This is a genomic window from Amnibacterium sp., from assembly GCF_036559085.1.
Classification (GTDB): domain Bacteria; phylum Actinomycetota; class Actinomycetes; order Actinomycetales; family Microbacteriaceae; genus Amnibacterium.
In genome coordinates, this window is the sequence record NZ_DATBTU010000074.1 from 24203 (window position 1) to 50625 (window position 26423).

Consider the following 26423-nt stretch of genomic DNA (forward strand, 5'->3'; position numbering starts at 1 on the left):
GCTCCCGCAGCGGCACAAGGTCGCCCCACTACACTCGCAGCGCCTCTTCTCTTCGACCAGGAAGTGAGATGCAGTGGCGGTCAACGATCAGAATCCGTACCTCGCCGGCACCCTCGACCGAGACCCGGCCGAGACCGCCGAGTGGAGGGAATCCCTCGACACCCTGGTGGCTCAGGCGGGCCACGAGCGGGCGCGCGAGATCATGCTCAGCCTGCTGAGCCGGTCGCAGGAGCTCCACCTCGGGATCCCGATGGTGCCGACGACCGACTACGTCAACACCATCGCGCCCGAGGACGAGCCCGAGTTCCCCGGCGACGAGGACATCGAGCGCCGGTACCGGGCGTGGATCCGCTGGAACGCGGCGATCACCGTGCACCGGGCGCAGCGGCCCGGCATCGGCGTGGGCGGCCACATCTCCACGTACGCCTCCTCGGCGGCGCTGTACGAGGTCGGCTACAACCACTTCTTCCGCGGCCCCGACTTCCCGGGTGGCGGGGACCAGGTCTTCTTCCAGGGCCATGCCTCGCCCGGCATGTACGCCCGCGCCTTCCTCGAGGGACGGCTCGGCGAGGCGGACCTCGACGGGTTCCGGCAGGAGCGCTCGCGCGCGCCCCACGGCATCCCCTCCTATCCGCACCCGCGGCTCATGCCCGAGTTCTGGCAGTTCCCGACCGTCTCGATGGGGCTCGGGCCGATCAACGCGATCTACCAGGCGCAGCTCGCCAAGTACCTCACCAACCGCGGCGTCAAGGACGCCTCCGAGAGCCACGTGTGGGCGTTCCTCGGCGACGGCGAGATGGACGAGGTCGAGAGCCGCGGCCAGCTGCAGGTGGCGGCGAACGAGGGCCTCGACAACCTCACGTTCGTCGTGAACTGCAACCTGCAGCGCCTCGACGGCCCCGTCCGCGGCAACGGCAAGATCATCCAGGAGCTCGAGAGCTTCTTCCGCGGCGCCGGCTGGAACGTCATCAAGGTGATCTGGGGTCGCGAGTGGGACGACCTGCTCTCCCGCGACACCGAGGGCGCGCTGCTCAAGCTGATGAACTCCACGCCGGACGGCGACTACCAGACCTACAAGGCCGAGAGCGGCGCCTACGTCCGGGAGAACTTCTTCGGCCGCGACCCGCGCGCCGCGAAGCTCGTCGAGGACTACACCGACGAGCAGATCTGGAACCTGAAGCGCGGCGGCCACGACTACCGCAAGGTCTTCGCCGCGTACCAGGCCGCGCTCGAGCACAAGGGCCAGCCGACCGTCATCCTCGCGAAGACGATCAAGGGCTACGGCCTCGGGCCGAACTTCGCGGGCCGCAACGCGACCCACCAGATGAAGAAGCTCACGCTCGACAACCTGAAGCAGTTCCGCGACGAGCTGCGCATCCCGATCACGGACGCGCAGCTCGAGGAGAACCCGTACCTGCCGCCGTACTACCACCCGGGTCAGGACGACGAGGCGATCCAGTACCTGCAGGAGCGCCGCCGCGCGCTCGGCGGCTACCTGCCGCAGCGCCGCACGACGCACACACCGGTCACGCTGCCGGACGAGAAGGCCTACCAGGTCGTGAAGCGCGGCTCCGGCACGCAGGGTGTCGCCACGACGATGGCGTTCGTCCGCCTGCTGAAGGACCTCGTCCGCGCCAAGGACTTCGGCGCCCGCGTGGTGCCGATCATCCCCGACGAGGCCCGCACCTTCGGCATCGACGCCTTCTTCCCGACGGCGAAGATCTACAACCCGCGCGGCCAGCACTACACCTCGGTCGACCGCGAGCTGCTGCTCGCCTACAAGGAGAGCCCGCAGGGCCAGATCCTGCACGTCGGAATCAACGAGGCCGGCGCGGTCGCGGCGTTCACCGCGGTCGGCAGCTCGTACTCGACGCAGGGCGAGCCGCTCATCCCGGTCTACGTCTTCTACTCGATGTTCGGCTTCCAGCGCACCGGCGACGCCCTCTGGGCCGCCGGCGACCAGATGGTCCGCGGGTTCCTGATCGGCGCGACCGCCGGCCGCACCACGCTGACCGGCGAGGGCCTGCAGCACGCCGACGGCCACTCGCTCACCCTCGCCGAGACGAACCCGGCCGTCGTGTCCTACGACCCGGCGTACGGCTACGAGATCGGCCACATCGTGGCGGACGGCCTCGAGCGGATGTACGGCGGCACGCATCCGGACCCGAACGTCATGTACTACCTGACGGTCTACAACGAGCCGATGCCGCAGCCCGCCGAGCCCGAGGGGCTCGACGTCGAGGGCGTCAAGCGCGGGATCTACGAGTTGAAGCACTCGGACGTCGACGGTCCCCGCGTGCAGCTGCTCTCCTCCGGCGTCGGGGTCCCCTGGGTCCTCGAGGCGCAGCAGCTGCTCGCCGAGGACTGGGGCGTCGCCGCGGATGTGTGGAGCGTCACCTCGTGGGGCGAGCTGCGCCGCGACGGCCTGAACGCTGAGCGGGAGGCCTTCCTGAACCCGGGGCAGCCGCGCCGCATGCCGTTCGTGACCGAGCGCCTGAACGGATCCGAGGGCCCGGTCGTCGCGGTCAGCGACTTCGCGCACTCGGTGCCCGACCAGATCCGGCAGTTCGTGCCGCGCAGCTACGCGACGCTCGGGGCGGACGGCTTCGGCTTCTCCGACACCCGCGCGGCCGCGCGCCGGTACTTCCACATCGACGGCCCGAGCGTCGTCGTGCGGGCGCTGGAGCTGCTCGCGGAGGAGGGCAAGGTGGACCGCGAGGTGCCGGCGCAGGCGTTCTCGAAGTACCGCCTCGACGACGTGAACGCGGGCACGACGGGCTCGGCCGGCGGCGAGAGCTGACCGGCCGCCCCCGCCGTGGCCGCCCGGACCAAGCAGGAGACGCTCGCCTGGCTGCGCCAGATCGCCGGTGAGCTCGCCACCGCGACCCTGAAGCGGCTCGAGGACACCCTCCCGTGGTACCGGGAGATGCCCCCGGGCCGGCGCAGCGCGGTGGGGCTGGTCGCCCAGCAGGGCATCCGCTCCTTCATCAGCTGGTACGACGACCCGCAGTCGACTCCGTGGATCGCGGCCGACGTGTTCGGCACCGCCCCGCGCGAGCTGCTGCGGTCGGTCAGTCTGCAGCAGACCCTGCAGCTCATCCGCGCGACGGTCGAGGTCGTCGAGGAGCGGGTCACCCGCGGCACCGACGACTCCGTGCGGGAGGCGATCCTGCTGTACTCGCGGGAGATCGCCTTCGCGGCCGCGGACGTCTATGCCCGGGCCGCCGAGGCTCGGGGCCTGTGGGACGCGCGGCTCGAGGCCCTCGTGGTCGACTCGATCCTCTCCGGCGAGGCCGATGACGCGCTGCCGAGCCGCATCGCCGCGCTCGGCTGGCACGGGCACGGCGAGGTGGCGGTGCTCGTCGGCACCACTCCCCCGGTGCTCGACGTCGACCAGCTGCGGCGCACCGCCCGGCACCTCGCGGCGGACGTGCTGATCGGCGTGCAGGGCAACCGGCTCGTGCTCGTGATCGGCCGCGCGGACGAGCGCAGCGGATGGACGATCGCCGGCCGCGAGGAGGCGGCGCGCGACCGGCTCGCCGAGGAGCCCAAGGACGAGGTGGCGCGGATGGAGGGCGAGCCGGCCGACGACCACCAGCTCTCCTTCCTCGACATCGCGCAGCGCCTCGAGTCCGGGTTCGGACCGGGCGCCGTCGTGCTCGGACATCCGGTGCCCGACCTCGTGGAGGCGTCCCGCAGCGCACGGGCCGCGCTCGCCGGCTTCGCGGTCGTGCGCGCGTGGCGGCGCTCGCCCCGTCCGGTGCTCGCGGACGACCTCCTGCCCGAGCGCGCGCTCGCCGGCGACCCGGTCGCGCGGTCGACGCTCATCGCCCGCATCTACCGTCCGCTGAAGGACCACTCGACCAGCGAGCTGCTCGGCACCCTGTGGGCCTACCTCGACAACGGGCGGTCGCTCGAGGGCACCGCGCGTGAGCTGTTCGTGCATCCGAACACGGTCCGCTACCGGCTGAAGCGGATCACCGATCTCATCGGCTACGACGCCACGGGGCCGCGTGAGGCGCTGATCCTGCACTCGGCGCTGATCCTCGGCGCGATCAGCGAGCCCGTCCCGACGCGGCGGCGCGTCGGGCGCTGACCGCTCCCGTTGTGGGGCACGGACAGCGTTCCCCCTGATTCGTTGGCGCTTCCCGAACGCGCGGTCAGGTGGCGTTCGGCAGACTGGAGCGGTGATCGTCGTCGTCGCGCCCGGCCAGGGCTCGCAGTCGCCCGGGTTCCTCGCGCCGTGGATCGAGGACCCCGCAGCGCGGGAGCACCTCGAGCGGCTCGGTGAGGCCGTCGGCCTCGATCTCGTGCAGCTCGGGACCGAGGCGGATGCCGACACGATCCGCCGCACGGACGTCGCCCAGCCGCTGATCGTCGCGGCCGGGCTGGTCACGCTCGCGGCCCTCCAGCGCCCCGTGACCGCCGTCGCGGGTCACTCCGTCGGCGAGGTCACCGCGGCGGTCGCCGCCGGGATCCTCAGCGAGACCGACGGGATGCGCCTCATCGGGGTGCGCGGTCGCGCGATGGCCGACGCCGCTGCCGTGCGTCCGACCGGCATGTCGGCGGTGCTGGGCGGCGACGAGGACGCGGTGCTCGCCCGCCTCGACGAGCTCGGCCTCGTGCCCGCGAACCGCAACGGCGGCGGCCAGATCGTCGCCGCCGGCGAGCTCGACGCGCTCGAGCGTCTGCAGTCCGAGCCCGTCCGCGGCAGCCGCGTGATCCCGCTGCAGGTCGCCGGCGCGTTCCACAGCGAGGTGATGCGGCCCGCCGTCGGCACGCTCCGCGAGTTCGCGGACACCCTGTCGCCGCAGAACCCGACCGCCCGCATCTGGACGAACCACGACGGCAGCGAGGTGCAGGACGGCGGCGCGTTCGTCGACCTGCTCGTCGCCCAGGTCGCCTCCCCGGTACGGTGGGACCGCACCATGGAGTCGTTCGCCGCCGCCGGGATCACCGGGCTCGTCGAGCTGGCTCCCGCCGGCACCCTCACCGGCCTCGCCAAGCGGGGACTGAAGGGCGTTCCGGCCGTCGCGGTGAAGACGCCGGCGGATCTCGCCGCCGCGCAGGACCTGTTCGATCGGACCGCATGACCGCCCTGCACCAGGCCTCCGGCCACCCCGGTTCCCGCATCCTCGCCTTCGGCGCCTCGCGCGGCGACCTCATCGTCACGAACGACGACATCGCCGGCCCCATCAACTCCTCGGACGAGTGGATCCGGCAGCGGACGGGCATCGTCGAGCGGCGCCGCGCCTCGGAGGCCATGGACACCGTCGACCTCGCGGAGGACGCCTCCAAGCAGGCGATCGCCGCGGCCGGCATCGACCCGAAGCAGATCGGTGCGGTGCTCGTCTCCACCGTGTCGAACAGCGTGCAGACGCCCTCGCTCGCCGCGCTGCTCACCGAGCGCATCGGCGCCTCCCCGGCGCCCGCCTACGACATCTCGGCGGCCTGCGCTGGATACACGTACGGGATCGCGCAGGCGGACTCCTTCATCCGCTCCGGCCTCGCCGAGTACGTGCTCGTCGTCGGCGCCGAGAAGCTCTCGCAGTACGCGAAGCCGACCGACCGGACGATCTCGTTCCTCCTCGGCGACGGTGCGGGCGCGGCGATCCTCGGACCGTCCGACGAGCCCGGCGTCGCCACGACCATCTGGGGCTCCGACGGCTCCCGCTGGGACGCCGTCGGCATGGACAGCACCCTCGCCGCCTACCGCGACGGCGCCGGGGCGGTCGACTGGCCGACGCTGCGGCAGGACGGCCAGGCGGTCTTCCGCTGGGCGGTGTGGGAGATGGCGAAGGTCGCCCAGCACGCGATCGACGCCGCCGGCATCACCTCCGACGACCTCGCCGCCTTCATCCCGCACCAGGCCAACATCCGGATCATCGACGAGCTCGCGAAGCAGCTGAAGCTGCCCGAGCACGTGCTGATCGCCCGCGACATCGTCACCACCGGTAACACGTCCGCCGCGTCGATCCCGCTCGCCGCGCACGCGCTGCTCGCGGAGCACCCCGAGGCGTCCGGCGGCCTCGCGCTGCAGATCGGGTTCGGCGCGGGACTCGTCTTCGGGTCGCAGGTGGTCCGGCTCCCCTGAGGATGCCCGGAGCGCGCCCAATACACTGTCAGCCGTCGAATCCGACCCCGAGCAAGGAGCACAACCCCATGGCCCAGTCCACCGAAGAAGTCCTCAGCGGCCTCGCCGAGCTGATCAGCGACGAGACGGGGATCGCGACCGACACCGTCGAGATGGACAAGTCCTTCACCGACGACCTCGACATCGACTCGATCTCGATGATGACGATCGTCGTGAACGCCGAGGAGAAGTTCGACGTGAAGATCCCCGACGAGGAGGTCAAGAACCTGAAGACGGTCGGCGACGCGGTGACCTTCATCGTCAACGCCCAGAGCTGACCGCCGAGGTTCGAACCGCCCTCATGGCAGCCCCCCGCATCGTCATCACCGGCCTGGGCACGTTCTCGCCGCTCGCGCCGAACGCACCCGACACCTGGTCGGCACTCCTCGACGGCGCCTCCGGTGCCCGGTCGCTCGAGCAGCCGTGGGTCGCCGAGCTCGCCCTCCCGGTGACGTTCGCGGCCCCGTCGGCCGTCGATCCGGAGGCCGTGCTCGATCGCGTCGAGGCCAAGCGCCTCGACCGCGGCAGCCAGTTCTCGCTCCTCGCCGCCCGCGAGGCGTGGAAGGACGCCGGGGAGCCCGACGTCGAGCCGGAGCGGCTCGGCGTCGACTGGGCGACCGGCATCGGTGGCGTCTGGACGCTGCTGAACGCGTGGGACACCCTCCGCGAGAAGGGTCCGCGCCGGGTCCTGCCGATGACGGTGCCGATGCTGATGCCGAACGCGCCCGCGGCGGCCATCGAGATGGAGTTCTCGGCGCGAGCCGGTGCCCGCACCGTGGTGTCGGCGTGCGCGTCGAGCACGGAGTCGCTGGCGAACGCGGTGGAGCACCTGCAGGCGGGGCTCGCGGACGTGATCATCGCGGGCGGCACCGAGGCGAGCATCCATCCGCTGCCGCTCGCGTCGTTCGCGGCGATGCAGGCCCTGTCGAAGCGCAACGACGACCCGGCGCACGCGTCGCGGCCGTACGACGAGGCGCGGGACGGGTTCGTCCTGGGCGAGGGGGCCGCGGCCCTGGTGCTCGAGACCGAGGCCCACGCCAAGGCGCGAGGCGCCCGCATCTACGCGGTGGTCGTGGGATCCGCCGTGACGAGTGACGCGCACCACATCACCGCACCCGACCCGGAGGGCACGGCGGCGGCCCGCGCGATGATCGCCGCGGTGCGCGCGGCGGGGCACGACGTCGCGGACGTCCGGCACATCAACGCGCACGCGACGAGCACGCCGATCGGCGACATCGCCGAGTACAAGGCGCTGAAGCACGTGTTCGGGGATCACCTCGACGAGGTCGTCGTGACCGCCACGAAGGCGTCGACCGGGCACCTGCTCGGCGCGGCCGGTGCGATCGAGGCGCTGTTCACCGTGAAGGCGCTCTCCGAGCGCGTGGTGCCGCCGACGATCAACCTGACGCAGCAGGATCCGGAGATCCCGCTCGACGTGGCTAGGACGCCGCGGAAGCTGCCGGCCGGTGACGTGCTGGCGATCAGCAACTCCTTCGGCTTCGGCGGCCACAACGCCGTGGTGGCCTTCGCCAGCGCCTAGCAGAGCACCTCAGCAGGCTCTGAAGCACTTCGGCAGGCTCCTCCCTCGTTCACGAGGGGCCTGCCGAAGTCGTCTCGGCCTGCCCAAGCGCTCGTGACGACGCGCCACGCACTCCGGAGCGCCACGCCGAGCACGTCAGCCGGTCAGGAGCGATCTGTTGTCCGTGGGGACAACTGCCGGCGCTACAGCGGCAGCAGTTGTCCGCACGGACAGCACTCGCACCGAGGCCGGACGCCGGTCCTGATCGGACCGGCAATCCACGACGTCTTCGATCCGCTTTCGGGTCGAAGACCGCGGTCGCAGTAGGGAAGAGCCCCCGGCCGGTACCCATCCGGACGGGGGCTCTTCTGCCGCAAGATGCTGAGGTTCGAGGGCCGCTACCCATACAGCCCGAACACTGAAGAATTCGCATCCGCTGACGAGAAAACGGTACGGGTCCGAGCGGGTCGGAACCACCGCGACACGCCGCAAGAATTACACGGTTGTGATGCGTCGGGCGTGTCGCATCCAGGTTCAGACGGCGGAGCGGTGGAGCCAGGTCACGGAGGACGATCCGATGGCGTGGCGGAAGGGCTCGAGCTCGTCGTCCCAGGCCTGACCGAGCGCCAGCCGGAGCTCCCGGTGGAGCTCGATGATGCTCGTTCCGGCCGCCTCCATGGCGTTGCGGATGCGGTCCTCGGGGATCACGACGTTGCCGGCGGCGTCGGTCTGCGCGTGGAAGATCCCGAGGTCGGGGGTGTGCAGCCAACGGCTGCCGTCGACACCGTCGCGGGGGTCCTCGGTGACCTCGAAGCGCAGGTGCTCCCATCCGCGGAGCGCGGAAGCGATGGCGGCACCGGTGCCCGGCGCGCCTTCCCAGTAGAAGTCGGTGCGCTGCGAACCGCGGAGCACCGGCTGATCAGCCCAGGTGAAGCTGACGGCACGGCCGATCGCGCGACCGGCCGCCCACACGACGTGGGGGCAGAGCGCGCGAGGCGACGAGTGCACGTACAGCACGCCCCGGGCGGAGGTGGTGACCATGGATTCGTCCTCCGTTCGAACAGATGCGTCTTCCCCAACGACCTGTGGTGAACGGATGAACCGATGCCACCGCTATGAAATTAGCGGAGCCCTATTCGACTCCCCGGAAGTATGCCCGACGACACGCCGGAATCACAAGGCGAGTGTGTCGGCATCGGCGTGCCGGGCGGGAACAGCGCGACGGCGCGCCGGGGATCGAGGAGATCCATGCTCGCCGCACACCGCATCGACCCCCGCCCGGCACGCCGGGACTCACGGGATCAAGGCGAGCTTGCCGCCCGGGTGCCCTTCGGAGAGGAAGGTGAGCGCCTCGGCGGCCTTCTCGAGCGGGTAGGTGCGCGCCACCGGCACCTCGAGCCTCCCCTCTGCGGCCAGTGCCAGCAGCTCGGGCCGCGCACGGTCGCGGAACGCGGCGCTCTCCGGCATGCCGCCGCCGACGACCTCGAAACCCTCGGCCTGCGCGCGCCCGAACGCCGCGATGGTCACGAGCCGGTCCTTCGACACGAGCGCGAGGGACACATCGACGGCCTCGTCGGTGCCGACGCAGTCGAGCGCGGCGGCGTATCCCTCCGGCGCGGCGTCCGCGGCGCGCTGCTGCAGCCCGGCTCCGTACGCGATGGGCTCGCCGCCGAACCGGCGCACCGTCTGGAAGTTCCGCTCGCTCGCCGTCCCGACCGCCCGGATGCCGCGCTCGCGCGCCAGCTGCAGCACGCTGACGCCGACGGCTCCGGAGGCGCCGTGCACGAGGATCGTCTGCCCTTCCTCGACGTCGACCACGCGCAGCATGTCCGCGGCCGTGGCGGCGACGAGGAGCAGGTTGGCTGCGGCGGGGAAGTCGAGCGGGGCGGGCTTGGCGAAGACGTCCTTCGCCGGCACGGTGACGACGGAGGCGTACCCGCCGGCGACCCGGAACGCGACGACCTCGTCGCCGACCGCTCCCCCGCCCGAGGCGAGCTCGGTGTCGGCGCCGAGCGCAACGACGACGCCCGCGACCTCGTAGCCCGGCTTGATGGGGAGGGCGGCGGGATCGCTGCTCCGCTGCCCGGAGAAGCCCTTGTAGTCCGCCGGGTTCACGCCGGCCGCACGGACGGCGATCATCACCTGGCCGGGACCGGGCTGCACCACCTCCTCGTCGACGAGCCGGAGGACGTCGGGGCCGCCGTACTCGGGGGCGAGGACGCGACGGGCGGTGGTCGGGATGTCGTTCGTCATGGCCTCATTCAACGCCCGCCTGATCGGGCGTTCGCACCACGTCGGTCAGGCGTCCGCGTAGGACTCGACCACCGCGACATCGAGGGGGAAGTCGATCGGGAAGTCGCCGAAGAGGAGGCGCCCGGCGGCGGTCGCCGAGACGCGGACGGCCTGCTCCGCCTGCTCGGCGAGCGCTTCCGGGGTGTGCACGAGCACCTCGTCGTGGAGGAAGTAGACGAGGTGAGGACGCTCGGTCAGCGGGCCGGACCCCAGCTGCCAGAGCCGTTTGCGGAGGTCCGCCATCCAGCAGAGCGCCCACTCGGCCGCGGTGCCCTGCACGACGAAGTTGCGGGTGAAGCGCCCCTGGTCGCGAGCGAGGGCGCGCGCACGGCGGATGAGCGCCGCCTCGGCGTCCAGCCCCGCCGCGGCCTGCTGCGCGGCGTGCCAGCCGGCCGACGGCGCCGGCGAGGTGCGACCGAGCAGCGTGGAGACGGTTGAGCCCTGCTCCCCCGCCCGCGCCGCCCGCTCGACGAGGCCCAGCGAGGACGGGAAGCGCTGCGCGAGCCGCGGCACGAGCCGGCCGCCGGCGCCCTGCGTGGCCCCGTAGAGGGCGCCGAGCATCCCGTACTTGGCGGCGTTCCGGTCGGCGACGGCGCCGGTGGCGACGATGCCGTCGTAGAGATCGCGCCCGCGGCCCGCCTGGGCCATGCTGCGGTCGTGCGCCATGCCGGCGAGCACCCGCGGCTCGAGCTGGGCCGCGTCGGCGACGACCAGCCGCCAGCCGGGATCCGCGGTGACCGCCCCGCGGATCTGCTTCGGCAGCTGCATCGCCCCGCCGTTCCGCGTCGCCCAGCGGCCCGTGACGACCCCACCGACGACGTAGTCGGGCCGGAAGCGTCCGTCGGCCACCCAGGTGTCGAGCCAGTGCCAGCCGTTCGCCGCGGCGAGCCGCGCCAGCTTCTTGTACTCGAGCAGCGGGGGGACGACCGGATGCTCGAGGGCGGCCAGCTCGTGGGACCGGGTGGTCTCCACCTGCAGCCCGGTCGAGCGGAGCGCCTTCAGCAGCTCGACGGGCGAGTCGGGGTTGAGGCCGGGTGCCGCGAGCGCCGCCCGGATCTCGCCGGCGAGGCCCTCGAGGACGGCGGGGCGAGTGCCGTCCGGCACGCGGGGGCCGAGGCGCTCCTCGAGCAGGCGCTCGTGCAGGTCGCTGCGCCACGGCAGGCCCGCGTGCCAGATCTCCGCGGCAGCCAGCGCGCCGGCCGACTCCGCCGACAGCAGGAGGCGGAGCGCACCGGGCCGCACAGCCGCCTCCACGGCCTCGGTCTGCCGCTCGAGCTCGGCGAGCGCATCCGCCGCCCCGTGCTCCGACTCCAGCCCGAACAGGGCCACCGGCGCCCCTCGCTGGTCCGCGGGCCCGTCGTCCCATCCGTCGGCCGGCAGGTCCGTGAAGCGGTCGGCGGTCGCCGCGGCGCGGCGGAGGATCGCCCGGGCGAGCCGCAGGTCGTGCGCGCGCTCGACGCGGACCCCCGCGGCGAGCAGCTGCGGGTACACGGCGGCGGTGTCCCACACCCAGCGCGGCCGGGTCGCCTCGAGCCCGGCGACCAGCGCCGGCAGCTCCGCAGCGGAGACCGAGCGGTCGTCGATCACCCTGCGGCCGCCGGCGAGCCGCCGCACGCGCATCCGCTCGCCCGCGGACTCGACGAGCACGTGCCCCGGCGTCTCGGAGGACGCCGGGACGGCCGGTCCGGAGGCGGGGAGGGTCACGGTCCGACCGTACGAGCCGCCTCGGACAGCGTCAGTCGTGCAGCGGCTCCCCGGAGGTGTCGAGCACCTGCTTCTCGCCGGCCTCGATGCGGAACGGGAACCGGTTCTGCTTCGGGGGCAGCGGGCAGTTGAAGTTGTAGCTGAAGGCGCACGGCGGGAGCACCGCGTAGTTGAAGTCGAGCGTGATCGTGCCGTCGGGGTTCGGCGCGAGGAAGAGGAACCGGCCGACGCCGTAGGTGTCGTCGCCGCTGGTCGCGTCGGCGAACACGAGCTGCAGGCGGCGGCCGTCCTTGAACGCGGCGAGGCGGTACTCGGTGCCCTCGACGGTGATGGTGATGTCGCCGGGCACCGGCAGCTCGCGAGTGGCGCCGTCGTCCTTGAGGTGCGAGAAGCCGACGGTCGTGCCCGCGGCGTTCGGCGTGAACGTGCCGGTCACGATCCAGTCCGGGTTGTACGGGAAGGCGGAGATGCCGCCGAACGCCTGGATGTCCTCGGACTGCGCGTCCCAGACCCGGAGGGCGTACTGCCCGTCCTCGCCGCGGATGACCGTGCCGACGGTGTGGTCGTCGAACACGACGGAGCCGGGCTGCGGGTCGTCCTTGCCGCGCACGACGACCTGGCCGTCGACCGGCTCGCCGTCGACCACGATGCCGTCGGCGGCGGTCGCCGTCACCAGCAGGCCGGATGCGCCGTCGGGCCGTGGCGCCCACGTGCCTGGCACGCCCCAGATCGTCTGCTCCTCGCTCACCCACTGGGTGTTGACGAGGGCGAGGAACCCGGTCGGTGTGACGACCGACTGCTCGCGGAGGGTGTGGAAGCGCGCGTACCGCTCCTCGGCGGTGGCCGGAGCCGTGGCGGTGTCGGTCATGGGGTCCTCTCGGAGGGGCGGATGTGCGGTGCAACGGCCGGGACGGCTTCGGCCTTCCCGGCGGCGTCGGTCAGGACGGGTCGAGCTCGATGGACGGCACCCCGAGCGGGTCGAACCCGAGGATCCGGCCGTAGAAGGCGAGGGACGCCTCGCGCGCCCGCACCACCGCGTCGCGGCCGCGGAACCCGTGGCCCTCGCCCGCGAACTCGATGTAGGCGTGCGGGATGCCGCGCTGCTTCAGCGCCGCCGCGAAGGTGAGCGACTGCGAGGGCGGGACGACGCGGTCGTCGGAGCCCTGCAGCAGGAGGACGGGCGTGGTCAGCGTCGCGACGTGGTTGATGGGGGCACGCTCCGTGTACAGATCCGCGGCCTCCGGGTAGGGGCCGATCAGCCCGTCCATGTAGCGGGCCTCGAAGTCGTGGGTGTCGACCGCGAGGGCGACCGCGTCGGCGACGCCGTACCGGGAGACGCCGCAGGCGAAGACGTCGGTGGTCGTGAGTGCGGCGAGCACCGTCCAGCCGCCGGCCGAACCGCCCTCGATGGCGAGGCGAGCGGGATCGGCGATGCCCTGCTCCGCGAGCCCGCGCATCACGGTGACGACGTCGGCGACGTCGGTCACGCCCCACATGCCGCGGAGCCGCTCCCGGTAGGCACGGCCGTAGCCCGTGGATCCGCCGTAGTCGATGTCGACCACGCCGATGCCGCGGCTCGTGTAGTACGCGATCTTCGGCTGGACCCCGACGCCCGCCTGGGCGGTCGGACCGCCGTGCACCAGCGCGACGAACGGTGGCAGCTCGCCGTCCGGCGCCCGGTAGTCGGGGTTCCTGGGCCGGTAGACGACCGAGTGGACGCCGTCGAGGTCGAGCAGCTCGGCCGCGGGGAAGTACTCGAGCGGCAGGCCGTCGACCCCCTCGCGGACGGTCCGGAACGTGCCCGTCGTCAGGTCCAGCTCGCGGAGGGCCGCGGGGTCGGCAGCCGACTCGTCGATGAGGAGCACGCGGTCCCCGGCGGCATCCTGCCACTCGGTGTCGGATCGGTCGACCCGGAGCACCGTGCGGCCCTCCGGCCCGAGCAGCACCTGCTCGTCGGTGCCGAGGCGTGAGGCGGCGAGCACGCGGCCGTCGGTGATCGGCAGGTACCAGCGGGTCCCGAGCACCCAGAGCGGACCGCCGGTCTCGCGGTCCTCCGGCTGCACCGGCTCCGGCTCGCCACCGTCGACCGGCAGGCGGTAGAGGTTCCACCAGCCCGTGCGGTCGGAGATCACGGCGAGCGTGCTGTCATCCAGCCACTCCGGCTGCAGCACGGACTCGGCCGGTCCGCCGAGCAGGGTGCGCATGCGCACGGCGCGATGGTCCTCGAGGTCGCCGACCCGCAGCTCGGTGCCGTCCCACGGCATGTTCGGGTGGTCCCAGGCGATCCAGGCGATCCGGCGCCCGTCCGGCGAGAGCGCCGGCTGGGCGAGGAAGCGCGAGCCCGCCACCACGCGGGTGACGGCCGTCGCGTCGTCGGCCGCGCTGCCGTCGAGCGGCACCCGCACGAGGTCGCGCTCGACGTCGGTCGGCCCGGTCCCGGTGAACGTCTCGCGGATCGCGAGGACCGCGTCGGCCGCCGGGATCAGGCCGCCGTACCGGACGGCCGGGTCCTCGGGCGTGAGCGGGACCGGATCCGCGCCCGCGGCGTCGAGTCGGTGCAGGCGCAGGTCCGCGAAGTCGGCGAAGACGGCCCGCTCCCCCACGGCGGTCCAGGCGCCGCCGCCGTACTCGTGCACGCGGCTTCGGACGTTCCAGGGTGCGGCGACCACCGGTTCGGGCGAGCCGTCGGCGGCCTGCCGGAACAGCCCCGTGCGCCCCTCCGCCGAGATCGGCTCCGACCACCAGATCTCGCCGCCGACGTAGCGGGCCTCGACGGGCCGGTGGGCGCCTTCGGCGGCGGCGGCGGCGTCGAGCGGGGACTCCCACTCGCCGTAGGGAGCGGTGCGGGGCTCGGTCACGCGTCCACGGTAACGGCCGGCGCCGACGACCTCAGGGCACGAGCGCGAGCTTGCCGCCCGGATGGCCGCCGACCAGGGTCCGCAGCGCGCCGGCCGCGTCGGCGAGGGGCACCGTGCCGGCGACCGGCACCTCGATGAGGCCCTGGCCGGCGAGCTCGACCAGTCGCGCACGCGCCGCGTTGCGGAACGCGGTGCCGGGATCCGCCCCCGGACCCGAGCCGAGCGCCTTGCCGCCTGCAGCGAGCACGGCGGCGAACGCCACGATCGTGGCGAGGCGCGCGGGATCGGGCAGCAGGGCGCGAGAGGTCTGGACCGCCTCGTCGGTGCCGATGCAGTCGAGCGCGACGGTGACGCCGTCGGGAGCGAGCGCCCGAACGCGGTCGACGAGCCCGTCGCCGTAGGCGACAGGCTCGGCCCCGAACCGCTCGACGAGGGCTCGGTTGCGGTCGCTCGCCGTCCCGATCACCCGCGCACCCGCGATCCGGGCCAGCTGCACCGCGAGCGTGCCGACCCCGCCCGATGCGCCGTGCACGAGGACGACGTCTCCCGGGCCGACGCCGGTCGCCTCGAGCAGGTGCGCCGCGGTCGTGCCGGCGAGCAGCAGGTTCGCGGCCGCGGGGAAGGACAGCGCCGCGGGCTTCGCGAAGACGTTGTCCGCCTTGGCGACGACCTCGTCGGCCCACGCGCCGATGACGCGATGGGCCAGCACCACCTGCCCGACCTCGAGCGCGCCGGTGGCGCCCACCGCGTCGTCGCCGACGGCGGTGATGACCCCGGCGACCTCGGCGCCCGGCCGGAGCGGCAGCTTGGCTGGGTCGTCGCCGAAGCGTCCCGCGATCTGCTTGGCGTCCGACGGGTTCACCCCGGCGGCGCGCATCCGGATCACGACCCGCCCTGGTGCAGGCGGCGGGACCTCCCGCTCGCGCACCTCGAGCACCTCGGGTCCGCCGTAGCGGGGAGCGATCACCTGCCGGCTCATGCCGTCACTCAACCGCATCGCCGGCCCACGTGCGAGCCGGCGTTGCGGTTCGGTGGAGCCCGACCTAGCATGAGCCTCTCGAACACGTCTTCGAACGCCTGGAGGTGCGGGATGGCCAACACGACGGCCGGGACGGACGGGGCCGCGCTGCTGCGCACGAGCGAGCGCGGCGTCCCCGTGGCGCTCGACTGGCACGCGAGGCGGTACCGCGTGACGGATGCGCCGACTCGCATCGAGGACGCGCTGGGGATGCTGCTGACCCATCCGCTCCCTGTGCGCGGCTGGCGCTTCCAGGGCACGAGCGGTGACGGCACGGAGACCCTCGTCTTCGATGTGCTCCTCTGCGACGACGCATGGCGGGTCGTGAAGACGTACCGCTGAGCGCGCCTCCCCGGCACGGGAGCCCGACCGACCTACCCTGAGCGGATGCGCTTGCGGAAGCGATGGTTCGGCGTGGCCGGGGCGGCCGCGGCCGTGCTGACCGTCGGCGCGCTGCTCGCACCCGCCGCATCCGCCGTGCCGGCCGGCGACCCCACCTGGGCCGAGGTGCAGCAGGCGAAGCACGACGCGACCGCGAAGGCCGCCGAGGTGAAGCGGATCGAGGGCGTGCTCGCGGGACTGGAGAGCCGTGCCGCGGCACTCGGCGCCGCGGCGATCAAGGCGCAGGCCGCGTACGACGCCGCGGAGCGGCAGGTGAAGGCCGCGCAGGCGGCGTACGACGACCTGCAGCGCCAGGTCGCGGCCGCCCATAAGAAGGCGAAGGCCGCCCAGCGGGAAGCGGGCACCGTGGCCACCCAGATGTACCGGAGCGGTGACCCCACGCTCTCCGTCTGGCTCTCCGGTCAGCACGCCGACTCGCTGCTCTACCGGCTGGGCGCGCTGTCACGGATCGGCGACTCGTCCGCAGCGCTGCTCCAGCAGGCCGTCGCGGACGAGCGCAACGCCGCGCACCTCGGCGATCAGGCGAAGGCGCAGGCCGTCATCCGCGATCAGCTCGCTGCGAAGGCGCGATCGCTCTCGGCCAAGGCGAAGGCCGCGCAGGACGCCGCCGACCGCGCCGTCGCCGATACGAAGTCCCGCACCGCGACCCTGCAGGCGCAGCTGAAGTCGCTGCAGGCGACCTCGAGCGCCCTGCAGGCCTCGTACGCCGCAGCCCAGGCCGCGAAGGCGGCCGCGGCTGCCGCGGGCAACGGCGGCGGCGGCGGCGAGTCGCTCGGCTCCGGATCCGCGGGGCCGGGGTCCCTCTCCCCCGCCGGCGCACAGAGCTACGCGCAGGGCCGCATGGGCGCCTACGGCTGGGACGGGTCGCAGTTCGACTGCCTCGTGCGCCTCTGGAACATCGAGTCCGGCTGGCGCTGGGATGCGTACAACCCTTCCTCGGGGGCCTACGGCATCCCGCAGTCCCTCCCCGGCGACAAGATGTCGAGCTCCGGCGGCGACTGGCGCACGAGCTCCGCGACGCAGATCGAGTGGGGCCTCGGCTACATCCAGTCGCGGTACTCGACTCCGTGCGGCGCGTACGCCTTCGAGACGTCGCACGTCCCCTACTGGTACTGAGGCGCGGCCGCTCGTACACGTCCGGTCCGGCGCGGATGCTGCGCCGGCCGGGTCAGCCCGCGAGCGAGCGGTATCCGCTCCGGAAGTAGATGAGCGGCGCCCGCTCGAGTCCTGGCGCCTCCAGCGCACGGACGCGGCCGAGCACGATCATGTGGTCGCCGCCGTCGTGCAGCGCGTGCACGTCGCATTCGATGTGTGCGATGGCCCCGTCGAGCAGCGGGTTGCCGAGCGCACCGGCGTGCCAGGCGACGCCGGCGAACTTGTCGCCGCCGCTGACCGCGAACCGCTCGCTGAGGTCGTCCTGGTCGCGACCGAGCACGTTGACGGCGAACCGACCGCTCGCCTCGATGCGCGGCCAGGTCTTCGACGAGCGCGCCGTGCTCAGCAGCACGAGCGGCGGATCGAGCGAGAGGGACGAGAAGGACTGGCAGGTGAGGCCGGCCGGCCCGTCCGGCGTCGCGCCCGTGACGACGACCACACCGGTGGCGAACCGGGCGAGCACCTGGCGGAAGGTCGCGTCGTCGAAGGCCTCGACGACGGGGCCGGACGGCCGCTCGGCGTCGCCGGGGGCCGCTCCGCGGTCGGTGGTGCTCACGTGGCAAGCCTAGGAGCGCATGATCCGCCGCCCCTGCGAGCGTCGGTCATGGAACGACACGAGGCCGGCCGTCCCGCGGATGCGGATCGGCCGGCCTCGTCGTGGAGCCGGATCAGGCCGGGAGGTGCAGCTTCTGCCCCGGGAAGATCAGGTTCGGGTTCGGCACGATGGACGCGTTGGCGTCGGCGAGGCGCTGCCATCCGCCGTCGGTGTGCAGCTTCGCCGCGATCTTCGCCAGGGTGTCGCCGGAGCGGACCGTGTAGGTCTTGCCGGAGAGCGCGACGTGCGCGACGTGGCGGGGAGCCGCGGAGGACGAGCTCGAGTCGTCCGAGTCCGACGACGAGCTCGAGCGCGACACGTGCGACGACGACGAGTGCGAGCTGCTCGACGAGTGCGAGCTGCTCGAGGAGCTGGAGCTGCTCGAGGCGCCCGAGATCGAGCCGCTGTGGCCGTACAGGCCGAGGCGGGCCGAGCAGGCGGGCCATGCGCCCCAGCCCTGGCTCGCGAGCACCTTCTCGGCGATCGCGATCTGGGTCGACTTGCTCGCGTTCGACGGGCTGCCGGTGCCGCCGAAGGCGTGCCAGGTGCTCATGCTGAACTGCAGGCCGCCGTAGTAGCCGTTGCCCGTGTCGATGGACCAGTTGCCGCTGCTCTCGCACTGGGCGATGGAGTCCCAGGTGGAGACGGAGGCCGCGTTGGCGGGTGCGGCGGTGAGGCCGACGCCGACCGCGGTGAGGGCGGCGAGCGCGAGGCCGCCGGCGGTGAGACGGGTGTTGGACAGGATCTTCATGTACGTGCTCCAGCGGGTCCGCCGACGCTCGTTCCGTCCCCGGATGTCGTTGCGCCGCTGCCCACCCTGACGTATGAGGGTCGTGTGACGGTGCTGCATGTGGGCAGCGCGAAGCGTGGCAGCACCGGGCGTACGTCTCGCCGGATGGGGTTCCGCTTCTCCCTGTGTCGGGCGGATCGCGGCGAGCGGGGTCGAGAGTAGGTGGAAACTCCCAGGATCACAAACCGGTATCAAAACGTCGGCGTGTCGCTGTGACCCCTTGACACGGCTTCCCGATACAAGTACTGGACCTCGGTGGTGGACGGGCAGGGAGCCGCTCGATCGGCAGCGGCACGCTGCTCGGGTGCCGTCGGGACGGCCACTGGGAGCAGGTCGGGAGCGGATCGGACGGCTCACATCAGCCGCCGATGATCGCCATGGGCACTCCCGGTGACCGCACCGAACGGTCAGGCGCCCCCGATAGACAGCCATCATGACCTCCGCATCCGCCTTCTCCGTGCCCGACCAGACCGGCCGGACCGTGATCGTGACCGGCGCGAACAGCGGCCTGGGCTTCGAGACGAGCCGGCGTCTCGCCGCTGCCGGCGCGCACGTCGTGCTGGCGTGCCGCGACCTCGATCGCGGGCACGAGGCCGCCGCTCGGATCGGGGGCAGCACCGAGGTGCGGCAGCTCGACACCGCCTCGCTCGCCTCGGTCCGCGCGTTCGCGGAGGCGATCGACCGTCCGATCGACGTGCTCGTGAACAACGCCGGGATCATGGCGGTCGACGAGGCCCGGAGCGCCGACGGCTTCGAGCTGCAGCTCGCGACGAACTTCCTCGGCGCCTTCGCTCTGACCGGCCTGCTGCTGCCGCGCCTCACCGATCGTGTGGTGATGCTCTCGAGCCAGGCGCACCGCATCGGCCGGATCGCCCTCGACGACCTGAACTGGCGGCGACGGTCCTACTCGAGGTGGCTCGCGTACGGGCAGTCGAAGCTCGCCGACCTGATGTTCGCCTACGACCTGCAGCACCGGTTCACCGCGGCCGGATCCCGCTTGCGTGCCGTCGCGGCGCACCCCGGCGCAGCCAGCACGAACCTCACGCATGGGCTGCACATGCCGCCCTGGGTGGAAGGTGTGTCGGCCGCGCTGGTGAACGGGCTCGGCCAGTCGGCGGAGGGCGGCGCGCTGCCGACGCTGTACGCCGCGACGGTTCGCGACCTGCCGGGCGGCTCCTACATCGGGCCGGACGGCCTCGGCGAGGTGCGGGGCGCTCCGGTGATCGTCGGCTCCACCAAGGCGTCACACAACCGCGACGTCCAGCGGCTGCTGACGTCGGAGGCCGAGCGCCTCACCGGCGTCCCGATCGACGTGCCCGCATGACGTTCGCGGTCACTTGACGTTGACGATGCCGCCGAAGCCCTCCGGCACGACCACGACGTTGCCCGACGCGGCGAGCTTCGAAAGCGTGTCGATGTAGTTCTGCTTCAGCACGTTCGTCGTCAGCGACCGGTTGAGGGTGTCGTTCGCCTTCGCCTTCGCCTCGGCCTGCACCACCTGCTGCTGCGCGGACACCTGCGCGGCCTTCAGGTTGTTCTGCTCGGTCGTGACCTTGATCTGCGCGTTCTGCGCCGCGGCGTAGGCGGCCGTGACGCTCGCCGGCGGCGTGATCTGCTGCAGGCTCACCGAGTCGACCGTCACGCCCGTGTTCCTCCACCGCTGCTCGAGCGCGGTCCGGATGGCGGTGTTCACCTCGATCCGCTTGGTGATCAGCTCCAGCGTCGTGAACTGGTTCGGGGCGTCCCGCACCGTCGACCGGATGTCCTGCGTGATGAACTGCGAGACGAAGTTCGTCTCGTCGCGGAACTGCCGGTAGATCGTCGTGACGGAGGTCGGCCGGATCGAGTACCGGACCGCGATGTCGATGTCGCTGGCGACCCCATCCGCGTCCTGCACGGTGATGTCGGGGCCGAGGGCGGAGCCGCCGGTGTAGTCGGTGGTCGCCTGCTTGCCGGCGAAGACCACCTGCTGGTTGCGGACGTTGAAGGTCTCGACCGTGCTCCACGGCGCCTTCACGTGCAGCCCGGGGGTGACCTCCTGGCCGAGGACGTCGCCCGTCCACGACACGACGACGCTCGCGTCGCCGGTGTCCTGGGCGTAGAAGCTGGAGAGCGCCGCGAAGAGGATCCCGAGCCCGGCAAGGCCGACTCCTGAGGCGGCCGTGATCCTGGCGGCGCGACGACGGGACGCCGCATCGCCCGACCGGCGCCGGAGGACGAGCGCGGCGAGGAGGGTGACGACCGCGAGGACGACGAGGACGATGGCGAAGCCGAACACGGGGAAACGGTATCGGGTCGCCGGCATGAGGAACCCCTGATGAGCCCGGAAGTGGGGGTGACCAGCCGGCGGTGCTCGCGTAGCGTTCGATCATGACCGACGCCATCGTGATCACGCGCACCGTCGATGCCCCGCGGGAGCTCGTGTGGTCGGCGTGGACGACGCCCGAGCAGTTCGCCGTCTGGTTCGGCACGGATCAGGTCGAGGTGCCCGTCGACTCGGTCTCCATGGACGTCAGCCCGGGCGGCACCTGGTCGGTCCGCATGCTCCTCCCCGACGGCGGCGCCATCGACTGGACCGGCGAGTACACCGTGGTCGAGCCGCCGTCGCACCTGGCGCTCACCATGACCGACGACCCGAGCCGGCCGCCCCGCGAGCCGATCGACGTGCGCCTCGAGGAGGCGGACGGGGGCACCCGGATGACGATGCGGCAGTCGGGCGAGCACCTGCCGTCCGAGCAGATCGAGGCGACCACCGCCGGCTGGAACGGCTTCTTCGACGTGCTGGAGCGCATCCTCGCGAACCCGTCACGGTAGGCGGCCGAGCCCCACACGATCGCGGGCGTCCGTCGCGGAGGTCCTGCGGGTCGTCGCCGTGTCCTTGGGCCGCATGCCCGGCGGCGCCGGCCGGCGAGCGGAATGCGCTGGGGTCAGAGCGCCGCGCGGAGTGCGCAGGCGAACGCCCGGTCCCCGGGAGGCGTCGGGTGGAAGGCGTTCGGACCGCTGAGGTGGAACCACGGGTGGGCGCTGTCGACGGTGTGGCCCGTGAACTGCACGTGCACGTAACGGATGTGCGCGCCACCGGCGGCCACCGCCGCGACGGCGCCCGAGATCGTCTGGTTCAGCGCGCCCTGGGCAGCCACGAGCGGGCCCGTGTCGAACAGTGCCGGGTAGCCGGTCACCAGGATCTTCGCCCCGGGCGCCTTCGCGGCGATCCGCCCGTACAGGTGCGCCAGGCTCAGGCCGAGGGCCGGCAGCAGCGCCTGGCGGGCGGCGATCGCCGCGTCGCAGGACGTCGGGGTCGTCGTGCAGATGGCGGCGAGGCCGGAGACGTCGAGATCGTTCGCGCCGACGGTCACGGTCACCAGCCGCACCCCGCGGTTCAGGGCCCACAGCTGGCTGCCGGCGACATCCGCGGTCGTGGCGCCTGCACACGCGACGTCGCGCACGAGACGCACGGAACGCAGCGCGTCGAGGCGGCGCGGATAGCTCGAGCGGGTGTGTGTGCAGTCGGTGGCCTGGCCCGCGGCGTAGGAGTCGCCGAGGGCGACGTAGGTCGTGACCGGCGGCGGGCATGCGACGGCCGGCAGGGCGGATCCGGCGGTGAGCCCGATCGTGGTGAGGAGCGCCCCGGCCACGACCAGCAAGCGAGAACGGGCGGTGGATCGGATGCGCATGGTCCGGACGCTACACACGCGGAACCCCCCGGGCATCGGGAGAAACACGTACGGGGCGACCGCCCGGGAGGATCAGCTCCGCCGGCTGCGGAGGAGCGCGACCGCCCCCACGAGGAGCAGCACGAGCACCACGACGACACCGACGCCGGTGAGGAAGATCCCGGTCTCGCTGGTGGGCCCTCCGGTCACGGTGGCCAGCACGTCCACATCGACGGATCGATCATGACGTCCTCCCCTTCGTGCCGAGCCGCGGGCTCCGGCGAATCCCTTGCAGCACTACAACGGTCGCTCGACCGGACCGTCCGGGCAAGGGATCAGCGGAGACTCTGCGGCCCCTCCCAGCCGCCCGCCGCGGTGCCGTCGAGCCCACGGATCACCGCTGGGTCCAGCGGATCGGTGTGGTCGAGGAGGATGCTCGCCCGGTCGCTCGGCCGCTCCTCCGCCACGTAGATCCGGAAGGCCGCGGTGTACCGGGACTCATAGGCGGCGAGCGCAGCTGCCGCTCCCCCGAGGACCGCAGCGTCCCGGTCGACCCCGCGGCGCTGAGCCACCGCGTCCGGCGCGTCGAGCAGGATCACCTCGTCCCAGTGGTCCCGGAGCGATCCGCTCTGCAGGAACGTGGCGTCGAACAGCACCACGGCGTCGGCGGGCGCGTCCGCCTCCTCGCGCACGACCGCATCCGACGTCAGGTCGTGCACCTTGGTCACGAACCGGCGCGATCCGCCGGGGCCGAGCGGGATCAGCACGTGGTCGCGCAGCGCGTCGAGGTCGTAGGCGTCCTCGTAGTAGCCGCGCGCGGAGTCGCGGCCCTGCCGGTGCCGGATCGCCCGCACGTGGTGGAAGCCGTCCGAGTCGACTCGGACGACCGGTCGGCCGAGGCGCCGGATGGCGTCGGCGAGGTCGTTCGCGAACGTCGTCTTGCCGACGCCGCTCGGCCCGTCGATCCCGACCCGGAGGGGATGCCCGAGGTCGCGCTCCGAGAGATGCGCGGCGAGGCGGTGCAGCAGGTCGTTCCGCTCCATGTCCGAAGTCTGCCGGGGTCAGCTCCAGCCGAGCATCCGCAGCACGGCGGCCGTGACCGCGGCGAGCGCCACGACGACGATGAACGGCGCGCGCAGCAGCAGCGCGCCGATCGCGACGACGAGGCCGGCGGCGCGGGCGTCGAGCACGAGGTGCGGCCCGGTCGAGAAGGTCTGCAGCACGACCAGGGAGGCGAGCAGCGCGGCGGGCAGCATCTCGGTGATCCGCACCGCGCGCGGCTGCTCCAGCCACACCGGTGGCACCGTGTACCCGGCGAGCTTGAAGCCGTACGCGATCGCGGATGCGGCGAGCACCGCGATCCACGCGTTCATTCACCGGCTCCCGGGGCGGCCTTCGCGCTCCAGCGCGCGGGCCAGAACGCGGCGACCAGGGCACCGGCGAGGGCCGCGGCGATGACCGGAAGGCCCGGCGGGATCACGGGGATGAGGACCGTCGTGACGACGGCCCCGACGATCGCGATCGCGACCGGCTCGCGGGACCGCAGCCTCGGCCACAGCAGGGCGATGAACGCCGCCGATGCTGCCGCGTCGAGGCCGAAGCGCTTGGGATCGCCGAGCGCGTCGCCGGCGAGCGCCCCGGCCAGCGTCATGAGGTTCCAGCCGATGTAGACGCCGAGCCCGGTCACCCAGAACCCGAGTCGCCGCAGCGGCCGCGCGGACTGCGAGACCGCGACCGCCGTCGACTCGTCGATCGTCAGCTGCGCGATCGCGAACCGGCGCCAGCCCGCCGGCAGCATCGTCGGAGCCAGTTGGAGCCCGTACAGCGCGTTCCGCAGCCCGAGCAGCGACGAGGCCGCCACCGCGGCGCCGACCGTGCCGCCGCCGCCGAGGATGCCGATGAGCGCGAACTGCGATCCGCCGCTGAACAGCAGCAGCGACAGCAGGCACGTCTGCAGCACGCTCAGCCCGCTCGCGACGGCGAGCGCACCGAAGCTGATGCCGTAGAGCCCCGTCGCGACGGCCACCGACACCCCCTGTCGGACGACGGCGCGACGATCGTCCTGGACGGGAACGGCGGATGCTGCGTCGGTCACCGATCAAGCATGCTGGGCGTTCGCTCCAGGCTCACCGGTCAGGCGCGGCCCCGGACCGCTTCCTTGATCTGCCAGTCGATGGCGCCACCACGAGCCAGAGCAGCGCGAACGAGAAGGCGACGCCGAACGCCCGCAGCGCGACGGAGAGCTCGACGACCGCGGAGCCGTCGCCCGCGTGGTTCTGCGTCAGGGCGACGACGACGCCGGCCCCGAGTACTGCCGGGACGAGGGCGAGCAACGCCAGCCCCCGCTGCCACGGGTTCGTCCTGGGATGGCGCGCCGGTGCTCCCGGTGCGGCCTGCTGCTGGGTGATCGAGGTGGTGGACACCCTCCCGACCCAGCGAAGCGCTCCGCGCGGATCCGGCGACCGGCGCCACCCCAGAACGTGGCGCGACTCCACCCGCGGTCGGGCTCCTCAGTGCCCCTGCACCCGGTATCGGAGGAAGACGACGCCCGCCGGGAACACGCGGCTCTCGACGAGGTCGAGCGCCACCCGGGTCCCCTGCTGCGGGAAGAACGGGACGCCCCCGCCGAGCAGCACCGGGGACAGTCGGATGCGGTACTCGTCGATCAGCCCGGCTGCCGCCGCTTGGCCGGCGAGCATCGCGCCGCCCACGGCGATCTCGCCGTCCCCCGGCTCCGCCCGCAACCGCTCGATCTCGGTCGCGAGGTCGCCGGTCGCGAGCCGCGCGGCACCCTGCACCGACGACAGGGTGGTGGAGAACACGACCTTCGGCAGGGGGTTCCAGAGCCGCGCCCATTCGATCTCCGCGGCACCGAGCGAGGGGTCCTGGTCCGCGGTCTCCCAGGAGAGCATCGTCTCGTACAGCCGCCGGCCCAGCAGATAGGCCCCGACCTTGACCTGCTCGTCCACGATGAACCGGAAGAGCTCCGTGTCCGGCGCGCCCCAGTCGAGCGACCCGTCGGCATCCGCGATGAACCCGTCGGCCGAGACGCCCATGGTGCAGGTCACGAGGTGCATGCGACGATCTTCGCCGCCCCGGGACCGACGTCACCAGGGGGCGAGGGGCAGCCGGATCCTCCCTGAGGCTCCATCCGCCCACGCGCGACCCGGCGCCGGTGCCCGGCGATCAGACCGGGATGATGCGGGCGAGGTGGCATCGCGGGCAGACGAGGTACGGGGTACGGACCCGGTGGACCAGGTCGAAGAGGATGTAGCAGCGCGGGCATTCGATCGAGTCCAGCCGAGGACCCTCGTCCGAGGCGCGCATGGTCGGCGTCCTAACGTCTCGTGCCGGCGGGGAATCGCGGTCGAGCCCGCTCCGGTGAGACCGCGGGTCGACCGGCCGAGATGAGGAACCCGGACCATCCGTAGGTGGCCCATTCGTCGCGCGGAGGCACGCAGACGAGCCGGGGCTTCCACCGGGGCCGCGGTGCGGGAGGCACGAAGGACGGCGCCGGAGGCGTCGATTCCTTCGGCGGTAACGCGGGGGGTCCGCCGGCGTCGGACAGGAACCCACTGACCAGCCCGTCCGTGCCGCAGAACAGGCCCGAATGCAGGATGCCGATATGGGTGCCGGCGCGGCTGTAGAGCGCGTCTTCGCTGAGCCAGGCCTGGGTCCCCCCGGCCAGGCCGACGAGCCGGCCGGGGAGCATCCAAGCACAGACGAGACCGGCGTGATCGAACACCGGCTCCACCGTGGCGGCGCCGACCATGGCGGGCGTCCAGGCGGGCGATCCTGCCGACGACTCGAGGGGAGGTCGCGCTGGGATGAGGGCCGTCGCGGGGTGCATCACTGGCTGCCGGTCGCTTCGCCGGCGATGCCGATGATGGTGCCATCGGGCAGGACCGGCAGGATCGTGGTTCCACTGCTCGCCCGCAGGGCAGCGGTTACGCTGCCCTGCGCTGCGCGCGACCAGTCGCGGTTCTCGCCATCGAAGTGCCCGATTCGCCGGTCCGTCGGCGCGACAGGTGAACGGTGAGCAGACTCGATGCTGACCATCAGCACTCCTCCACGCAGCAACGGAAAGATCCGTTGCCGGGGGCCAGAGCAACGTGGTCAATCTACCAGTGGACTCGGTGGCTGCCAAGGGGGCGTGGCGTGGTGGTCGTGAGCCCGACTCGGCTGCGGGCCAGCAGCGCGCTGCTCCGATCGCGCGAGCCGGCGTTCGCCTCCAGCGTTCCCCTCGACGGGCTCGCGCGGGAGGCCATTACCCGCCGGTTCGACTTCGGGCGGCTGTGACACCG

The 26423-nt window shown here is 72.7% G+C and carries 29 protein-coding genes; 11 read left to right on the top strand and 18 right to left on the bottom strand.

Annotated features, from left to right (window positions below; genetic code table 11):
- Positions 1-73: 73 nt before the first annotated feature.
- The 6 genes from aceE to VIG76_RS13335 all read left to right on the top strand — a co-directional run bounded on the left by aceE (position 74) and on the right by VIG76_RS13335 (position 7673).
- Positions 74-2800, top strand: coding sequence for a pyruvate dehydrogenase (acetyl-transferring), homodimeric type (gene aceE / locus VIG76_RS13310; RefSeq protein ID WP_331954945.1), 2727 nt, complete (start codon positions 74-76; stop codon positions 2798-2800).
- A 15-nt stretch (positions 2801-2815) separates the two neighbouring features.
- Entirely contained in the window at positions 2816-4096 is a 1281-nt protein-coding gene (locus VIG76_RS13315; RefSeq protein ID WP_331954947.1) for a PucR family transcriptional regulator, read from the top strand.
- Positions 4097-4187: 91 nt separating this feature from the next.
- Positions 4188-5093: an ACP S-malonyltransferase gene (locus VIG76_RS13320; protein WP_331954949.1), complete on the top strand. Its 906-nt coding sequence runs from the start codon at positions 4188-4190 to the stop codon at positions 5091-5093.
- Positions 5090-6094 carry a beta-ketoacyl-ACP synthase III gene (locus VIG76_RS13325; protein WP_331954951.1) on the top strand — a complete coding sequence of 335 codons (1005 nt, stop codon included), beginning with the start codon at positions 5090-5092 and terminating at the stop codon, positions 6092-6094. The genes VIG76_RS13320 and VIG76_RS13325 overlap by 4 nt, the downstream gene beginning before the upstream one ends.
- A gap of 68 nt (positions 6095-6162) precedes the next feature.
- On the top strand, positions 6163-6411 hold the full coding sequence (locus VIG76_RS13330; protein ID WP_331954953.1) for an acyl carrier protein: 249 nt from the start codon (positions 6163-6165) through the stop codon (positions 6409-6411).
- Between the two features lie 23 nt (positions 6412-6434).
- A complete protein-coding gene (locus tag VIG76_RS13335; RefSeq protein ID WP_331954955.1) occupies positions 6435-7673 on the top strand; it encodes a beta-ketoacyl-[acyl-carrier-protein] synthase family protein in 1239 nt (412 codons plus the stop codon).
- Between the two features lie 513 nt (positions 7674-8186).
- On the opposite strand, the gene VIG76_RS13340 is transcribed toward VIG76_RS13335, so the two are convergent.
- The 6 genes from VIG76_RS13340 to VIG76_RS13365 form a co-directional block, all read right to left on the bottom strand.
- Complete coding sequence (locus VIG76_RS13340; RefSeq protein WP_331954957.1) at positions 8187-8693, bottom strand: DUF3145 domain-containing protein; 507 nt, start codon at positions 8691-8693, stop codon at positions 8187-8189.
- Between the two features lie 252 nt (positions 8694-8945).
- Positions 8946-9905, bottom strand: a complete 960-nt coding sequence (locus VIG76_RS13345) for an NADP-dependent oxidoreductase (protein ID WP_331954959.1) — start codon at positions 9903-9905, stop codon at positions 8946-8948.
- 45 nt (positions 9906-9950) lie between these two features.
- Positions 9951-11648, bottom strand: coding sequence for a bifunctional 3'-5' exonuclease/DNA polymerase (locus VIG76_RS13350; RefSeq protein WP_331954961.1), 1698 nt, complete (start codon positions 11646-11648; stop codon positions 9951-9953).
- 31 nt (positions 11649-11679) lie between these two features.
- Entirely contained in the window at positions 11680-12516 is an 837-nt protein-coding gene (locus VIG76_RS13355) for a DUF1684 domain-containing protein (RefSeq protein ID WP_331954963.1), read from the bottom strand.
- 70 nt (positions 12517-12586) lie between these two features.
- Positions 12587-14506 carry a S9 family peptidase gene (locus VIG76_RS13360; RefSeq protein WP_331954965.1) on the bottom strand — a complete coding sequence of 640 codons (1920 nt, stop codon included), beginning with the start codon at positions 14504-14506 and terminating at the stop codon, positions 12587-12589.
- Between the two features lie 31 nt (positions 14507-14537).
- Positions 14538-15485, bottom strand: a complete 948-nt coding sequence (locus VIG76_RS13365; RefSeq protein ID WP_331954967.1) for an NADP-dependent oxidoreductase — start codon at positions 15483-15485, stop codon at positions 14538-14540.
- A gap of 111 nt (positions 15486-15596) precedes the next feature.
- Between VIG76_RS13365 and VIG76_RS13370 the strand changes: the two genes are divergently transcribed.
- Together VIG76_RS13370 and VIG76_RS13375 are read left to right on the top strand one after the other, a co-directional pair.
- Entirely contained in the window at positions 15597-15866 is a 270-nt protein-coding gene (locus VIG76_RS13370) for a hypothetical protein (RefSeq protein WP_331954969.1), read from the top strand.
- Positions 15867-15911: 45 nt separating this feature from the next.
- Complete coding sequence (locus tag VIG76_RS13375) at positions 15912-17042, top strand: coiled-coil domain-containing protein (RefSeq protein WP_331954971.1); 1131 nt, start codon at positions 15912-15914, stop codon at positions 17040-17042.
- Between the two features lie 52 nt (positions 17043-17094).
- Here VIG76_RS13375 and VIG76_RS13380 read toward each other — a convergent pair whose 3' ends face one another.
- Both VIG76_RS13380 and VIG76_RS13385 read right to left on the bottom strand, forming a co-directional pair.
- A complete protein-coding gene (locus tag VIG76_RS13380) occupies positions 17095-17637 on the bottom strand; it encodes a flavin reductase family protein (RefSeq protein WP_331954973.1) in 543 nt (180 codons plus the stop codon).
- Between the two features lie 112 nt (positions 17638-17749).
- Positions 17750-18427, bottom strand: coding sequence for a transglycosylase family protein (locus tag VIG76_RS13385; protein WP_331954975.1), 678 nt, complete (start codon positions 18425-18427; stop codon positions 17750-17752).
- A 472-nt stretch (positions 18428-18899) separates the two neighbouring features.
- On the opposite strand from VIG76_RS13385, the gene VIG76_RS13390 reads away from it, so the two are divergent.
- Positions 18900-19790 carry an oxidoreductase gene (locus VIG76_RS13390; protein ID WP_331954977.1) on the top strand — a complete coding sequence of 297 codons (891 nt, stop codon included), beginning with the start codon at positions 18900-18902 and terminating at the stop codon, positions 19788-19790.
- Between the two features lie 9 nt (positions 19791-19799).
- Here the strand turns inward: VIG76_RS13390 and VIG76_RS13395 are convergent, their stop codons facing one another.
- On the bottom strand, positions 19800-20744 hold the full coding sequence (locus VIG76_RS13395) for an SPFH domain-containing protein (RefSeq protein WP_331954979.1): 945 nt from the start codon (positions 20742-20744) through the stop codon (positions 19800-19802).
- A gap of 92 nt (positions 20745-20836) precedes the next feature.
- On the opposite strand from VIG76_RS13395, the gene VIG76_RS13400 reads away from it, so the two are divergent.
- A complete protein-coding gene (locus VIG76_RS13400) occupies positions 20837-21280 on the top strand; it encodes an SRPBCC family protein (RefSeq protein ID WP_331954981.1) in 444 nt (147 codons plus the stop codon).
- Between the two features lie 113 nt (positions 21281-21393).
- Here VIG76_RS13400 and VIG76_RS13405 read toward each other — a convergent pair whose 3' ends face one another.
- The 9 genes from VIG76_RS13405 to VIG76_RS13440 all read right to left on the bottom strand — a co-directional run bounded on the left by VIG76_RS13405 (position 21394) and on the right by VIG76_RS13440 (position 26178).
- Complete coding sequence (locus tag VIG76_RS13405) at positions 21394-22140, bottom strand: GDSL-type esterase/lipase family protein (RefSeq protein WP_331954983.1); 747 nt, start codon at positions 22138-22140, stop codon at positions 21394-21396.
- Positions 22141-22212: 72 nt separating this feature from the next.
- The gene (locus VIG76_RS13410; RefSeq protein WP_331954985.1) at positions 22213-22341 is read right to left on the bottom strand and encodes a hypothetical protein; all 129 of its coding nucleotides are present in this window, start codon (positions 22339-22341) and stop codon (positions 22213-22215) included.
- A 113-nt stretch (positions 22342-22454) separates the two neighbouring features.
- Complete coding sequence (locus tag VIG76_RS13415; RefSeq protein ID WP_331954987.1) at positions 22455-23162, bottom strand: nucleoside/nucleotide kinase family protein; 708 nt, start codon at positions 23160-23162, stop codon at positions 22455-22457.
- An 18-nt stretch (positions 23163-23180) separates the two neighbouring features.
- Entirely contained in the window at positions 23181-23492 is a 312-nt protein-coding gene (locus tag VIG76_RS13420; RefSeq protein WP_331954989.1) for an AzlD domain-containing protein, read from the bottom strand.
- A complete protein-coding gene (locus VIG76_RS13425; RefSeq protein WP_331954991.1) occupies positions 23489-24214 on the bottom strand; it encodes an AzlC family ABC transporter permease in 726 nt (241 codons plus the stop codon). Before VIG76_RS13425 ends, VIG76_RS13420 begins: the two co-directional genes overlap by 4 nt.
- A 31-nt stretch (positions 24215-24245) precedes the next feature.
- Complete coding sequence (locus VIG76_RS13430; RefSeq protein WP_331954993.1) at positions 24246-24542, bottom strand: hypothetical protein; 297 nt, start codon at positions 24540-24542, stop codon at positions 24246-24248.
- Positions 24543-24629: 87 nt separating this feature from the next.
- Positions 24630-25196 carry a dihydrofolate reductase family protein gene (locus VIG76_RS13435; RefSeq protein ID WP_331954995.1) on the bottom strand — a complete coding sequence of 189 codons (567 nt, stop codon included), beginning with the start codon at positions 25194-25196 and terminating at the stop codon, positions 24630-24632.
- A 260-nt stretch (positions 25197-25456) separates the two neighbouring features.
- On the bottom strand, positions 25457-25969 hold the full coding sequence (locus tag VIG76_RS15205) for a 4-fold beta flower protein (protein ID WP_414640646.1): 513 nt from the start codon (positions 25967-25969) through the stop codon (positions 25457-25459).
- Positions 25969-26178 (bottom strand): hypothetical protein, encoded by a 210-nt coding sequence (locus VIG76_RS13440; protein ID WP_331954997.1) that lies wholly within the window; start codon positions 26176-26178, stop codon positions 25969-25971. The genes VIG76_RS15205 and VIG76_RS13440 overlap by 1 nt, the downstream gene beginning before the upstream one ends.
- Positions 26179-26277: 99 nt before the next feature.
- Between VIG76_RS13440 and VIG76_RS13445 the strand changes: the two genes are divergently transcribed.
- Positions 26278-26418 (top strand): hypothetical protein, encoded by a 141-nt coding sequence (locus VIG76_RS13445; RefSeq protein ID WP_331954999.1) that lies wholly within the window; start codon positions 26278-26280, stop codon positions 26416-26418.
- Positions 26419-26423 lie beyond the last annotated feature (5 nt).

Excerpts from the sequence above, each read along its gene's own strand:
- VIG76_RS13385 (WP_331954975.1), bottom strand. The coding sequence starts at position 18,427 with ATGAAGATCCTGTCCAACACCCGTCTCACCGCCGGCGGCCTCGCGCTC.
- VIG76_RS13365 (WP_331954967.1), bottom strand. The coding sequence starts at position 15,485 with ATGAGCCGGCAGGTGATCGCTCCCCGCTACGGCGGACCCGAGGTGCTC.
- VIG76_RS13335 (WP_331954955.1), top strand. The coding sequence starts at position 6,435 with ATGGCAGCCCCCCGCATCGTCATCACCGGCCTGGGCACGTTCTCGCCG.
- VIG76_RS13345 (WP_331954959.1), bottom strand. The coding sequence starts at position 9,905 with ATGACGAACGACATCCCGACCACCGCCCGTCGCGTCCTCGCCCCCGAG.
- VIG76_RS13405 (WP_331954983.1), bottom strand. The coding sequence starts at position 22,140 with ATGCGCATCCGATCCACCGCCCGTTCTCGCTTGCTGGTCGTGGCCGGG.
- VIG76_RS13325 (WP_331954951.1), top strand. The coding sequence starts at position 5,090 with ATGACCGCCCTGCACCAGGCCTCCGGCCACCCCGGTTCCCGCATCCTC.
- VIG76_RS13440 (WP_331954997.1), bottom strand. The coding sequence starts at position 26,178 with ATGGTCAGCATCGAGTCTGCTCACCGTTCACCTGTCGCGCCGACGGAC.
- VIG76_RS13330 (WP_331954953.1), top strand. The coding sequence starts at position 6,163 with ATGGCCCAGTCCACCGAAGAAGTCCTCAGCGGCCTCGCCGAGCTGATC.
- VIG76_RS13420 (WP_331954989.1), bottom strand. The coding sequence starts at position 23,492 with ATGAACGCGTGGATCGCGGTGCTCGCCGCATCCGCGATCGCGTACGGC.
- VIG76_RS13375 (WP_331954971.1), top strand. The coding sequence starts at position 15,912 with ATGCGCTTGCGGAAGCGATGGTTCGGCGTGGCCGGGGCGGCCGCGGCC.
- VIG76_RS13390 (WP_331954977.1), top strand. The coding sequence starts at position 18,900 with ATGACCTCCGCATCCGCCTTCTCCGTGCCCGACCAGACCGGCCGGACC.
- VIG76_RS13355 (WP_331954963.1), bottom strand. The coding sequence starts at position 12,516 with ATGACCGACACCGCCACGGCTCCGGCCACCGCCGAGGAGCGGTACGCG.
- VIG76_RS13435 (WP_331954995.1), bottom strand. The coding sequence starts at position 25,196 with ATGCACCTCGTGACCTGCACCATGGGCGTCTCGGCCGACGGGTTCATC.
- VIG76_RS13340 (WP_331954957.1), bottom strand. The coding sequence starts at position 8,693 with ATGGTCACCACCTCCGCCCGGGGCGTGCTGTACGTGCACTCGTCGCCT.
- VIG76_RS13415 (WP_331954987.1), bottom strand. The coding sequence starts at position 23,162 with ATGGAGCGGAACGACCTGCTGCACCGCCTCGCCGCGCATCTCTCGGAG.
- VIG76_RS13370 (WP_331954969.1), top strand. The coding sequence starts at position 15,597 with ATGGCCAACACGACGGCCGGGACGGACGGGGCCGCGCTGCTGCGCACG.
- VIG76_RS15205 (WP_414640646.1), bottom strand. The coding sequence starts at position 25,969 with ATGCACCCCGCGACGGCCCTCATCCCAGCGCGACCTCCCCTCGAGTCG.
- VIG76_RS13400 (WP_331954981.1), top strand. The coding sequence starts at position 20,837 with ATGACCGACGCCATCGTGATCACGCGCACCGTCGATGCCCCGCGGGAG.